The organism is Chthoniobacterales bacterium, from assembly GCA_036569045.1.
GTDB lineage: Bacteria > Verrucomicrobiota > Verrucomicrobiia > Chthoniobacterales > JAATET01 > JAATET01.
The window spans coordinates 12259-24787 of sequence record DATCRI010000055.1 but is presented as its reverse complement, the minus strand read 5'-3'; the positions used below and the strand labels follow the sequence as shown (position 1 = coordinate 24787).

Sequence of the window (12529 nt, the reverse complement as noted above, 5' to 3'; positions counted from 1 at the left end):
ATGAAAATGGTTTATCCCCTCCTGGCCAGCGTCTGCATTCTCGCGTTGGCGGCTTGCGATGCGACCTCGGTGACTCTCACCCAGGAAAATCTCGACAAGGTTCAGGATGGAATGACGTCCGCGCAGGTGAAGTCGATTTTGGGCAGTCCCTCGGCATCGAAGGACGAGCCGATCCCGGTCGTCGGTGGCACCAGGACGACCTACACCTACGAAAGCAAGGACGGGGATCGCGTCGTGATTGTGCTCAAGAATGACACCGTTCAATCGAAGGAAGGCACTTTCCCGTCGAAAAAATAATCGGGCATGGCCGCACGCGTCCACATCGGCATCTCCGGATGGACGTATGCGCCATGGCGGGGCGTGTTCTTTCCGAAAGGCCTGCGTCAGAGCGACGAACTCGCGTTTGCCGCGCGCGCCTTTTCGACCATCGAGATCAACGGCACGCACTACTCGCTGCAAAAGCCGGCGTCCTTCCAACGCTGGCGGGACGAAACCCCGGCCGGATTCATTTTCTCGGTCAAGGCGAACCGATACATCACGCACCTCCGACGCCTGCGCAACGTGAAGGTGCCCATGGCAAATTTCTTCGCCTCCGGCCTGCTGGCGTTGAAAGAAAAGCTCGGGCCGATTCTCTGGCAATTCCCGCCGAACTTCCGGTTCCATGCGGAGCTGATGGAGGAGTTTCTTGCGGCACTCCCTCGCGACACGGCGGGCGCGGCCGAACTCGCACATCGGCACGACGATCATCTTCCCGCTCGGGCATGGCTGAAGACCGATCGGAAGCGTCGGTTACGGCATTGCATCGAGGTGCGCCACGAAAGCTTTCTCGTCCCGGAGTTTTTCCAGCTGCTTCGCAAAAACAACGTGGCTTTCGTCTTTGCCGATACCGCCGGCAAATGGCCTTATGTCGAGGAAATCACCACCGACTTCCTCTATCTGCGCCTTCATGGCGATGAGGAACTCTACGTCAGCGGCTACACGGAAAAGGCCTTGCGGGAATGGGCGCGCCGCATCCGACATTGGGTGGAAGGCGAAGCGCGAAAAGACGCGCCGCTTGTCCTGCCGCCGCGCAAGCGCGCCGTCCGCGACATCTTCGTTTATTTCGACAACGACGCGAAAGTGAAGGCGCCGCGCGATGCGAAGCGCCTCGCCGAACTGCTCGGCGTGCAGGCGGAGCGCTAAGGATCGATCTTCTCGAGTCCGCTCTCCGCCGGGCCGGCCATGAGGCCGCCCGAGGACATGAAGCGGGAGCCGTGGCAGGGGCAATCCCAGGTTTTCTCCGCGGCGTTCCAGACCACGAGGCAACCCATGTGAGGGCAGACCGGGGAAAGAATCGTCCGCTTGCCGTGCTCGTCGCAATAAACCGCGCGCTTCCTGCCGTCGATCTTGACGATCGCGCCAGTCGTGCGTTTGACATCCTCCAGCTTCTCCGGAGAGGCGAGACGCTCTTTGAGGAAGTGAAGGGGAAAGTCCTTGTTCTCGCGTAAATACGTCCAGGCCGAGGTGATTTGTTTGCGATGGGGATCGAACAACCCGGCAAAGGGGTTGGCTGCTCCAATGACGCGATCGCGGATGAGCATCGCGGCAAAGGTCCCCAGCGTCATGCCATTGCCGGAGAAACCGGTGGCAAGGAATTGTCTCTCGTCGATCTCGCCGATGAAGGGCAGGCCATCCGGCGTCTCGATGACCTGCCCCGACCATCGATGCGTGACCCGCGCACGCGGGAACTTCTTTCGAAGCTGTTCCTCCAGCCTCGCATAGCAGCCCTCGGTATTGTCCTGCTGCCCGGTTTTGTGGTCTTCCCCGCCAAGAATCATCACGGCGCTTTCATCGTCGCCACGACCGAGGCGCCAATAGTGATAGGGATCGCGCGTGTCCCAGAAAAGCGCGTCCGGCGCGTCGTCGATCCCGGCCGCGATCGCGTAGGTCGAGTAAGCGGCGAGTTTCGTTTGAAAAAGGGCCGCACCAACGGCTCCCCGCTCACCTTGAATCGGGACATGCGTGGCCGCGATCAGGGTTTCGTAGCGGATGACGCCGCGCTCCGTCTGCAGCTCATGCCTGGCCGCGTCCAGGCCATTGGCGGAAGTTTTTGAAAAGACATGACTGCCCGCGCCCGGGATGGCTTTCGCCAGCACGTCCAAATAGCGAAGCGGGTGAAATCTCGCCTGGTTGGCAAAACGGATCGCTGGCCGACCGAACAAGGGATCGGTGCCGCCCCCGTCGACATCGAATCCAAATTCCTTCGCCAATCGCGCGTCCTCTCGCAACGAATCGCTCTCCTCGGGCTTGTCGGTGGCGGCGAAGAGATACCCCGGGGTATCCTGGAAATCGCAATCGATTTCGCGAGCCGTGACGAGCGCCCGAATTTGCTCGATGGCCGCGAGACCCGCTTCCCAAAAGGCGCGGGCGGCGTCATGGCCTATCGTTTTTACGAGCTCGTGAAGCCGCGCGTCCGTGACCATGGTGAGATGCGCAGTCGTGTGCGCGGTTTCCCCGCCGCCGATGCTTTGCTGATCGATGACGGCCACGCGGCAGCCGGCCTCTTTCAACAGATACGCCGTCGTGATGCCCGTAATACCGCCGCCGACCACGAGCACGTCGACGGAGATTTCTCCCCGCAAGGGAGGAAAATCCCCCAAAGGCGATTCGTTCCAGAGGGAATCCTTCTTCACGCCGTCGCTCCTAGTTGGCGGCAACCGGATGCACGCCTTCGGCGAACTCCTCGATCATCTTGCGATTGAACGCGGGGATGTCGTCGGGCTTGCGGCTCGTCACGATACCGTTGTCCACGACGACCTCTTCGTCCACCCATTCGCCACCAGCGTTCTCGACATCGGTGCGGATCGCGGGCCAGGACGTCATGCGCCGACCGTCGGCGACTCCTGCCTCGATCAAGACCCATGGCCCGTGACAAATCGCAGCAATCGGCTTTCCCGCCTCTGCGAATTGCCTGGTGAACTCGACAGCCGCGGGCGTGGAGCGCAGCGTGTCCGGATTGTAAAGACCACCGGGAATCACGAGCCCGTCGAAATCCGCGGCGGCGGCCTCCTCGAGGGTCAGATCCACATCCACCGGCGAGCCTTTGTCCGTGTGATTCATGCCGGTGATCTGGCCGGCCTTGGGAGAAATGATCCGAACTTCCGCCGAGGCCGTTTTCAGAGCTTCCATCGGGCCTTCCAGTTCGACTTGCTCGAATCCATCGGCGGCAAGAACGGCAATTCTTTTGTTGAGAAGAGTTTTGTTCATGAGTTTCGAAGGGATCGCGTCCCATCCGCTCCGCGGTCCCTTTTCAAGCGCCTTTAAGGTGGAAGGAACCATCCGAAGCTCGAAACCCGAATCCTTGTCGTGATGGTCCCCGATACTTCCCACCTCGGTCGCGGTCGCTCTGCCGAGCAGCATGCCCTCCTCCCGGGCACATGGTGCCCGAACAACCCATCGTGTCCGCTACTGATCTACCGGGACACCCTCGAGGGGAGCGGCGAGGAACTGGCCGACCGTTTCGAGGAAACCTTCGAGCGCAACGGCTGGCCGCCCGCCTGGCGATACACGATCTACGATTATCCCCACTATCACAGCACGACCCATGAAGTGATCGGCATCTTCCGCGGCGAAGCGGACGTGCGCTTCGGCGATGACGCGGGATTCACGGCCCGAATCTCGGCCGGCGATGTCGTCGTCATTCCCGCCGGAGTGTCTCATCAGCGTTTGTGGCAGACGGACGACTTTCAAGGCGTCGGCGCCTATCCGCACGGTTGCGATGTGGACGAAGTCCGCAAGGATTCGAAAGTCGCCCTGTCCACTGTCGAAAATGATATCCGCAGAATCGCGATTCCTCCTGACCCGCTAACGGGAGGCCGCAGTCCGCTTGGAGAAATTTGGATTTCGGTCGCCCGCGCCGCCTGACCTCGCGGGCGGCGGATGCTCCGCCGATCCAGGCTGGCTTGTTGGCGTGAAGGCGGCGATCGAACGGATCCGAGGAGCGACTTGATCACCCGCAGTGCGGGCAACCGAGGAAGATTCTCTCGGATGAGCCCTCTCCGCCCGGGGCCAGTCCCCCGTCAGCCGAACGTCGCCTGGCTCTCCTGGAAATTAAGTTCCGGAATGGCGAGCGAATATCCGTCCGCACCGAGGTCGATCTCGAGTTCCCCAAAAACAAAGCCCTCGTGCGGCTGCCCGTCCTTCTCGGCCACCGCGCCCGGAAATGAAAATCGGGTGACCCGTTCGGCCAAGTCACGGAAAGTCGCCGGCCCGGCAGCCGCCACCGAATAGAATTTCGGGAGCAAGGCCGCCGCATCGGCGAGCGCTTCCGTAAACTTCTCCTCGAACTCCTCGTCCGCATAAACGTCTTCGTAGTGCATTCTGCGATCACCATTCGGCGAAATCCCGCGGGACGCAAATAAACGCCTGGCGGTATGACACGGCAGCAGAGGCGACCCTGGCCTTGGCCGATTCCAGAAGACTTTTGACGAGATTCCGCGAATGGCCCCAGGCTGCCTCTTTCAGACTCTCTGCTTTCGTCGACTTTCATTTTCGAATGCCTGAGCCGGGGCTTGTTGACAGCCCCGATATTCGGAAGTAACAACCATCGAACGATGTCGGGAGATCGAAAAATGACTGTGCTGCTCGCGATGATCATCGCGCTCGCTGCGTTCTCCTGGCAGACGGTGGCTTGCCATGTCAAGCATGCGGGCATCGTCCCATGCCACGATCAGGCCGCCGACTCGACGCACCCCGCTGCCGAACCGGACGGTGACTGCTGCCATTCGTCCCCCGAACCCGTCGCTCTGGCGTCGGCTTCAGTAATCGATCTCGGCTATTCGGATTCGGCTTACCACGATCCCTATCGTGGCATTCCGGAGGCGCCGGTCCTGGAGATCGAATACCCGCCACAACTCCTGTCCTGAAATCAGGGCACGCTCGTGCCCTGAACCCGTCCGCAAAACTTCTCCGCCGTCGCGCAGACGTATCCTGCGCACGGATAACCCGCCTCATCGAAGAGGCGCATTTCAGGACACATGAACACCATCTTTTTCAGTTTTCGCAATCTTCTCGTCGTCACTTCACTCAGCCCGCTGATGCTCACCGCCTCCGCTTCGACTTCGTCGAACGCGCTTCCCATCCAGTCTTCGGGCGCGGTTTCGTCGGTCCGTGCCTGCGAATGGGGCGATAAGTTCCTCGTCACTGGCTCCGTCCGCCCGACGTTCAGCTCTGCTGGAAATCACCTCGACGTGCAACTCATCGAAGCGAACGGTCGCGTGATCGTCGAGAATGTCGAGACCATCAAGCTCGGTCATCCGCGAGCCAGCCGGTCACGCCACGGCGCGGATACCTTCGTCACAAGCTTTCCGCTGGCCGCCGCCAGGCAGGCCAGCCGCGTGAAAGTGAATCTCCATACGTCGAGTCACTAAGGCTCTCTCGATGGACAAAGCTCACACAGGGGTGTGGTGCGCCCTGATCTTGCTGGCCAGCTCGATGCTGGCGCGGGCCGAGGTGCGTGCATGGACCCCCGACGAATTGGTCGCTCAGGCCCTGATGAACAACGCGGAACTCAAGTCCTACGAGCACGCCGTCGCCGTTGCCAAAGGGGAGCGAACCCAGGCCGGGGTCTTCAGGAACCCGGAAGTGGCGGTCGAGATCGGCAGCCGCGAAGTCCGCGATTCCGAGAATGTTCTTCAAGGCAACGGCACAACCTTCAGCGCTTCGATCACGCAAACGCTGGAGTTCCCCGGAAAGGGAACGCTGCGGAAGGCCATCGCAAACAGGAACATCCAGATTGCGGAGTTGGGACTGGAGCAGTTTCGCCACGCGCTTGTCGGCAAGGTGCGACTCCTTGCGCTGGAGTATCTCGCCGCGAGCGCGGATAGCACGGTTGCCGAGCAGGTCGGTCGCGAAAGCACCGAGCTTGCCGGCACGTTGAAAGGCAAAAGCCAGGGCGCCCGGCAGACACTGGAGCTGCGGCTCATCAATGGCAACCTCCTCTCGCTTCAGGAAGCGGTGCGAACGGCGGAGGTGCGCCGGGAAACGGCCCGCGCCGAGTTGATCGCCCTGCTTGGCTGGCCGCAAGCACAGCCAATCTCCATTCGCGCCGAGCTGAAGCCTCCGGTGCAGAAGTTCGACACGAGCAAACTCGTCTTTGCGAGCCAGCAAAACAATCCGCTGCTTCGCATCCGCCACGCGGAAGTCGAGCGAGCGGGGAAGCAGCTTGCGGCCACTCGTCTTGAAATCGCACCCGATCTCGCAATCGGACCGTTTTTCAGCCGGGATGTCGCCGGAGAAACGGAAACGAACATCGGGGGAGCGATCACCGCGACGGTTCCGGTCTGGGACTGGAACGTCGGGAACATCGCGAGCGCAAAGGCCCGGCGCGAGCAGGCCCAGACCATGCGCGTGCAGGCCGAGCGCGAGGCCGAGGCCGCCGTCGTGCGGACCTTGCGTATCTACGAGATCACCACTCGTCAGCTAGGCCGCATGCCGCAGGACGCACGGTCCGGCCTCCGTGAAGCGTCATCGCTCGCGAATCAACAATACCGCTCGGGAGCAATCGGCGCGCAGCTCTACCTCGACACCCAGCGCGAGTATGTGAACGCGACCCAAACCTGGAATGTCGCGGTGCTCGAAGCCTGGAAGGCGTTGCTCGACCTCGATCTTTTAACCGGCGGTGGAGCCGTCGGGAAGGAGGCCCCTTGAAATTTCTGCTCACAGCACTCTCCCTCTTCGCCCTCACGTTCCTCGTCGGGTGCGGCAAGCCCAGTTCGGCCGTGGAGGAACCCAACGAAGAAGGTCCCGACCACGGTGCCGAAGGTGGTGAGACCTCCTTCGAGGAAGGCAAGGGCATCCGTCTCGTCGAAGAATCCAAAAAGGCGCTCGGCCTGACGACCGTGGAGGTCGTGACATCGCCCATCCAGCCCGTCGTAAAGCTCACGGCTCAGGTCTACCAAACCGCGGAGGAAACCGTCGGCGCAACCTCCGCTTTGGCGTCGGCAACGGCGGAGCCGGAGATCGCGGAGCAACTCGAAGCCGATGTGCCGGTGACCTTCGATGCAAACGGTCGTTCGCTGGAGGGCTTCGTGCGTTCGATCGATTCGATGCAGCGCGCTACGATTGGCAAGGTAGAGATCCTTCTCGAACTTCCCGATCCGACGCACCGTCTCGCGATCGGCGCCTTCGTGCCGGTCTCGGTCCGGCTGCCCTCGGTCGAGGCGACGGCCGTGCCGCGTTCGGCGGTGCTCGAAACTTCCACGGGAAAATTCGCTTACGTCAGGAACGGCGAATTCTACCTCCGCACCCCGATCACCACAGGCTCCGAAAGCTCGGAACTCATCGAAATCACCGACGGGCTCTATGACGGCGACATCGTCGTTTCGAATCCCGTTGAACCTCTTTACCTCACCGAACTGCGGGCCACCAAAGGCGGCGGCCACTGCCACTGAACCATGATCGAAGGAATCATCGAATTCTCACTGCGGCAGCGCCTCTTCGTGCTGTTCGCCACCGCCGCGCTCCTCGTCGCCGGCGTCTGGGCAGCCTCGCGGCTGCCCATCGACGCCGTGCCGGACATCACGAATGTCCAGGTGCAGATCAACACCGAGGTGAAAGGCCTCGCTCCGGAGGAGATCGAGAAGCTGGTCTCCTATCCGCTGGAAATGGAGATGTTCGGCATCTCCGGCGTGGTCGAGATGCGCTCGCTCTCCAAGACCGGACTGTCTCAGATCACGCTCGTCTTCGAGGAAGGGTCGGACATCTACCGCGCGCGCCAGCTCGTGAGCGAGCGACTCCAGAATGCGGCCGATGATCTGCCGCGAGGCGTCACGCCCAAGCTGGCTCCGATCACGACCGGGCTGGGGGAAATCTTCTACTACGTCGTGGATTACAAATCCGACTTCGCGGAGAAGCCGAAGACCCGCGACGGGCAGCTCATGGAACTGAAGCTCATCCATGACTTCGTGGTGAAGCCGCAACTTCGCTCCGTGCCCGGCATCGCCGAGGTCAACGCCTCCGGCGGCTACGAGAAACAGATCGTTGTCCTGCCGCGCCCGGAGAAGCTCCTCGCGAGCGGCGTGACCTTCGACGAGCTCGCCGGCGTCATCGGCGAGAACGTCGACAACGCGGGTGGCAGCAGCGTGCAGATCGGCGGCGAGCAGATCACGATCCGCGCCGATGGCCGGGTGAAAACGGCGGACGAGATCGGCGATCTGCCGGTGAAGTTCCGCGCCGGCGCGGAGCCGCTCCACGTGCGCGATCTCGCCGAAGTCAGCGTCGGCAAAAACATCCGCACCGGCTCGGCCACGTTCAACGGCCGGGAGGCCGTGCTTGGCGCCACTCTCATGCTTGCCGGCGAGAACAGCCGCGTGGTCGCCCGGCGCGTCGCGGCGAAGCTCGACGAGATTCGTCCCAAGCTCCCGCCGGGAGTCGAAATCACGACGGTCTACGATCGCACCGATCTCGTGGATCGCACCATCGCGACCGTCGAGAAGAACCTTTTCGAAGGCGCGCTATTGGTCATGGCCGTGCTCCTCCTGCTGCTCGGCAACTGGCGCGCGGCGCTCATCGTCTCGACCGCCATCCCGCTCTCCTTCCTCTTCGCCATCACCGGCATGGTGCAAACGCGCCTCTCCGGAAATTTGATGAGCCTTGGAGCCGTGGACTTCGGCCTCATCATCGATGGCGCTGTCGTCATGGTGGAAAACATCGTTCGCCGTCTTGGCCTGCGTCAGCACGAACTCGGCCGCCTGCTCAGTCCGAGCGAGCGCATGCACACCGTGATGAGCGCCGCGAAGGAAGTCGGCCGCCCGACCTTCTTCGGCGTGGCCATCATCACGATCGTCTACATTCCCATTCTCTCCCTCAGCGGCACGGAGGGGAAGATGTTCAAGCCGATGGCGCTCACCGTCATCTACGCGCTGATCGGCGCACTCATCCTCTCGCTCACGCTCATGCCGGTGCTTTGCTCGTATTTCCTGCGCGGAAAGATCATCGAGGAAGACAACTTCGCCACGCGCTGGCTCAAGAGCATCTACCTCCCGGCACTCGAAGCCGCGATCCGGATTCGCTGGATCGTCATCGGCGGCGCGATCGCGCTGTTTATCGCGGCGCTGGCCATCTTCAGCCGGCTCGGCGCCGAATTCATCCCTCAGCTCGATGAAGGCTCGTTCGCAACGCACATGATTCGCACGACCAGCATCGGCCTCGACGCTTCGATTGCCATGCAGGAGAAGGCGGAGAAGGTGCTCATCAGCAGATTCCCGGGGCTCACCCGCACGTTCTCCCGCATCGGCACGTCCGAAGTGGCGACAGACCCGATGGGCGTCAACGTCTCGGACACCTACATCTTCTACAAGCCGTTCGACGAATGGCCGAAGGAAGACGGCAGGACGCCGAGCAAGGACGAAGCGGCCGATCACATGAGCCAGGAGCTGACCGTGCAGGTGCCTGGCCAAGCCTATCTTTTCTCTCAACCGATCGAGATGCGCTTCAACGAGATTCTCGAGGGCACCCGGGCCGACATCGCGGTGAAGGTCTTCGGAGACGACTACGCGGAGATCGAACGCATCGCTTCGGAGGTGCGTGAGTTGCTGGAGAAAGTGCCCGGCGCCGCGGACGTGGAGTTCGACGCGCTCGGCAAAGCTCCGTTGCTGGAAGTCCTTCCGGACCGCAAGGCGATGTCCCGCTACAACGTCCACGCCGCGGAGATGAACGCCGCGGTCGAGAGCGCCATCGCCGGCGGCGAAGCCGGCAGCATCATCGATGGCAACCGTCGCTACCCGATCCTCGTGCGCATGCCCGAAGATCTCCGCAAGCAGATCGGGCAGATGAAAAATCTGCCGCTCCGCACTTCGGACGGCGGCCTGATTACGCTCGGCCAGGTCGCGGAGTTCAAAGTCAGCGAGCGGGTCAACACCATCGCCCGAGAGATGGGACAGCGGCGCGCAGTCGTCATGGTCAACCTTCGAGGGCGGGATGTGGAGAGTTTCGTGAAGGAGGCTCAGGCCAAAGTCGCCAGGGAAGTCAGTCTTCCACCGGGCTACTCGGTCGAGTTCGGCGGCCAGTTCAAGAACCTGCAGGAGGCCCGAGCGCGGCTCGGCATCATCGTTCCGATCGCGCTCACGGTCATCTTCGTGCTGATTTTCGCAGCCTTTGGCAGCATCCGGCAGGCCGCCCTCATCTTCACGGGCATCCCGCTCGCGGTCACCGGCGGCGTGTTCTCGCTGTGGCTTCGAGGAATGCCATTCAGCATTTCCGCAGGAGTCGGATTCATCGCGCTCTCCGGCGTCGCGGTGCTCAACGGCCTCATGATGGTGAGCTATTACAACCAGCTGCGGGAAGCCGGTAAGTCCGTGCGCGATGCCGTGATCGAGGGCTCTTTGACCCGGCTTCGCCCCGTCATGATGACCGCCACGGTCGCCAGCCTCGGCTTCCTGCCCATGGCGCTCGGCAGCGGCGCCGGGGCGGAAGTCCAGAGACCGCTCGCCACCGTCGTCATCGGCGGCATCGTCAGCTCCACGCTGCTCACTCTCGTGGTCCTGCCGATCCTTTACCTCGCCTTCGAAACGTTCGCCGCACGCCGAAAGGAAGCCAGATCATGAAACGACTGCTCGTTCTCTTCGCGTTGAGCGCGGCCATCGCTCGCGCTGAAACTCTCGACGCCCTTGTCCAGGATGCGTTGGCCAGGAATCCCGAGCTGGCCTTCTACGAGCGACAAATCGCCGCTCTCCCGAAACCGCTGGCCGATTCGGCCACGATTCCACAACCGCTCGACTTTCCCGCCCGGGAGCGACTCCGCGCGGCGGTGCTGAACCTCGATGCGCCACTCGCCCGGCTCTACCTCGAGCAGTTCCGCTTCGTCCTCACGAGCGAAGTGCGGCTCAAGGCCATCGAGTATCAATCCGAGACCGAGATATCGACCAATGCGGCCACGCTGGCTCAGCGGACCACCGCGCTCGTGCGCATGCTTGAAAAACGGCCAGCCGCCGGCAATGCCGCGCTCATCGAAGCCCGCATCCTCGAGGGCGCCGCGATCCCATTTGTGAGCGAGGCCGCTCGCGCAAGGGTCGAAGCCCGGCGCCTCCGCATCGAGTTGAATGGCCTGCTCGGACGCAAACCCGACGCCAGGCTGACCGTCGAGAACGCCTTCGTTCTGCCACCGGAAAACAGGCCGATCGAAGGCAAGACCCTGATGGATGACCTGCGAGCCGCCGAGATCGAGCGCGGTTTCTCCGGTCTGGACCCGATTGTCGGACTGGAGTCATTCACGCTCACTCCGTGGTTCGGGCGCGAGGAAAGCGCGGACTCCATGACGGGCTTCACGCGGCCATCCGGCACCGGCGCCTCCTCACCGGGCGAAGCGCGGGCGCGCTTGCTCGATGATGTCCGAGCCAAAATCGTTCGGGAGATCGACCGTCGGGAAGCCGCGAGCGCCGCCGCACGGGAAGTGGCTGCCGCCGTGCCAGAAAAACTTGCCCCCAATCTCAAATCCGCCGCCGAGTTGGCCGACCGCCAGTATCGGGTCGGCGCCATTCCCATCAGCCTCGTCCTCGAGGTGAATCGCGAATCTCTCGGGGCCATCAAAAGCCGAAACGAGGCCTTCCTCCGCGCGTGGCGCAATCACCTCGATCTTGACCTCCTTACCCTCACCTCAAATCCAACGAAGAAATGAAACGAATCCTGCCCATCATCATTGCTACCCTTTCGCTGTCTGTCGCTTTCGCGGCGGACACCCACGATCACAAACCTGCCGCCGGCCCCAGCGGCGGCCGAGTGATCGAGATCGAAGGCGGACACGCGGAATTCTTCATCCAGCCGGACAGGAAAGTGCGGGTCACGATCCTCGACGAAGCGAACAAGCCCATCGCACCCGGCGGGCAACGGATCACCGCAATTGCCGAAGCTCCAGGCGGGAAAGCCCGGCTCACTTTCGGCAGGACTGCGGAGGCTTTCGTCTCCGAGACTGCACTTCCGGACGGGGACGGTTACCGAATCGTGCTTCAGATTCGCGCGACCGAATCGACGAAACCGCAGAACACCCGGATCGATTACAACCCCGCGATTTGCGAAGGGTGCAAACACCCCGAGTATGCCTGCACCTGCACGGGTGAGGGTCACGCCCACTAATGCCGCTCAAAGGCTCAACCTTTGCGACCAGGCAAAGACGCATCGTTCGTGAGGCGGTTGCCCGATACGCGCATCCGTTCACCGCGAGAGACGTCTGCGAAGCCCTCGCCCCGCTTGAGCCCAAGGTTTCGCGGGCCACCGTGTTTCGAGTCATCTCCGCGATGACCTCGGAAGGTCGGGTCCGCGAGATCGTGCTTTTCGATCGAAGGCGTGTTCTGGTCAACGTGTCGGGGGACAGCGCGCTCTGCCTGATGGAATGTTCCGAATGCGGACGCCTTGCCTGTAGCCAGCCGCCCGGATTGACTCGATCCCTCGAGCAGGCCGCAGAAAGCCAGAAGCTCAGACCGCAGAAAGCTGCAATCTACGTCCAGGCGGAATGCGTCGAAAGCCATTGCGCGTATCGGAAGACGTCCTCGAGCCC

Annotated in this window: 13 protein-coding genes; 10 read left to right on the top strand and 3 right to left on the bottom strand. The window is 62.3% G+C overall.

The annotated features are described in order from the left end of the window. Window positions 1–6 precede the first annotated feature (6 nt). Window positions 7–297 (top strand): outer membrane protein assembly factor BamE, encoded by a 291-nt coding sequence (gene bamE / locus VIM61_10615; protein HEY8900852.1) that lies wholly within the window; start codon window positions 7–9, stop codon window positions 295–297. 6 nt (window positions 298–303) lie between these two features. Next, window positions 304–1182, top strand: coding sequence for a DUF72 domain-containing protein (locus tag VIM61_10610; protein HEY8900851.1), 879 nt, complete (start codon window positions 304–306; stop codon window positions 1180–1182). Here VIM61_10610 and VIM61_10605 read toward each other — a convergent pair. Both VIM61_10605 and VIM61_10600 read right to left on the bottom strand, forming a co-directional pair. Continuing rightward, the gene (locus tag VIM61_10605) at window positions 1179–2621 is read right to left on the bottom strand and encodes an FAD-dependent oxidoreductase (GenBank protein HEY8900850.1); all 1443 of its coding nucleotides are present in this window, start codon (window positions 2619–2621) and stop codon (window positions 1179–1181) included. The genes VIM61_10610 and VIM61_10605 overlap by 4 nt on opposite strands. Window positions 2622–2682: 61 nt before the next feature. Next, on the bottom strand, window positions 2683–3246 hold the full coding sequence (locus VIM61_10600; GenBank protein ID HEY8900849.1) for a type 1 glutamine amidotransferase domain-containing protein: 564 nt from the start codon (window positions 3244–3246) through the stop codon (window positions 2683–2685). A gap of 102 nt (window positions 3247–3348) precedes the next feature. Between VIM61_10600 and VIM61_10595 the strand changes: the two genes are divergently transcribed. Further along, window positions 3349–3903, top strand: a complete 555-nt coding sequence (locus VIM61_10595) for a cupin domain-containing protein (GenBank protein HEY8900848.1) — start codon at window positions 3349–3351, stop codon at window positions 3901–3903. 155 nt (window positions 3904–4058) lie between these two features. Here the strand turns inward: VIM61_10595 and VIM61_10590 are convergent, their stop codons facing one another. Then, window positions 4059–4358 carry a hypothetical protein gene (locus tag VIM61_10590; protein HEY8900847.1) on the bottom strand — a complete coding sequence of 100 codons (300 nt, stop codon included), beginning with the start codon at window positions 4356–4358 and terminating at the stop codon, window positions 4059–4061. Between the two features lie 252 nt (window positions 4359–4610). Here VIM61_10590 and VIM61_10585 point away from each other — a divergent pair, with 252 nt between their 5' ends. The 7 genes from VIM61_10585 (at window position 4611) to VIM61_10555 (ending at window position 12108) form a co-directional block, all read left to right on the top strand. After that, the gene (locus VIM61_10585) at window positions 4611–4904 is read left to right on the top strand and encodes a hypothetical protein (GenBank protein ID HEY8900846.1); all 294 of its coding nucleotides are present in this window, start codon (window positions 4611–4613) and stop codon (window positions 4902–4904) included. A gap of 111 nt (window positions 4905–5015) precedes the next feature. Next, window positions 5016–5408 carry a hypothetical protein gene (locus tag VIM61_10580; protein HEY8900845.1) on the top strand — a complete coding sequence of 131 codons (393 nt, stop codon included), beginning with the start codon at window positions 5016–5018 and terminating at the stop codon, window positions 5406–5408. 10 nt (window positions 5409–5418) lie between these two features. After that, entirely contained in the window at window positions 5419–6687 is a 1269-nt protein-coding gene (locus tag VIM61_10575; GenBank protein ID HEY8900844.1) for a TolC family protein, read from the top strand. Continuing rightward, entirely contained in the window at window positions 6684–7430 is a 747-nt protein-coding gene (locus VIM61_10570) for a hypothetical protein (protein HEY8900843.1), read from the top strand. The genes VIM61_10575 and VIM61_10570 overlap by 4 nt, the downstream gene beginning before the upstream one ends. 3 nt (window positions 7431–7433) lie before the next feature. Further along, window positions 7434–10583, top strand: coding sequence for a CusA/CzcA family heavy metal efflux RND transporter (locus VIM61_10565; protein HEY8900842.1), 3150 nt, complete (start codon window positions 7434–7436; stop codon window positions 10581–10583). Next, complete coding sequence (locus VIM61_10560) at window positions 10580–11653, top strand: hypothetical protein (GenBank protein ID HEY8900841.1); 1074 nt, start codon at window positions 10580–10582, stop codon at window positions 11651–11653. The genes VIM61_10565 and VIM61_10560 overlap by 4 nt, the downstream gene beginning before the upstream one ends. Next, window positions 11650–12108: a hypothetical protein gene (locus VIM61_10555; protein ID HEY8900840.1), complete on the top strand. Its 459-nt coding sequence runs from the start codon at window positions 11650–11652 to the stop codon at window positions 12106–12108. The genes VIM61_10560 and VIM61_10555 overlap by 4 nt, the downstream gene beginning before the upstream one ends. Window positions 12109–12529: the final 421 nt, after the last annotated feature.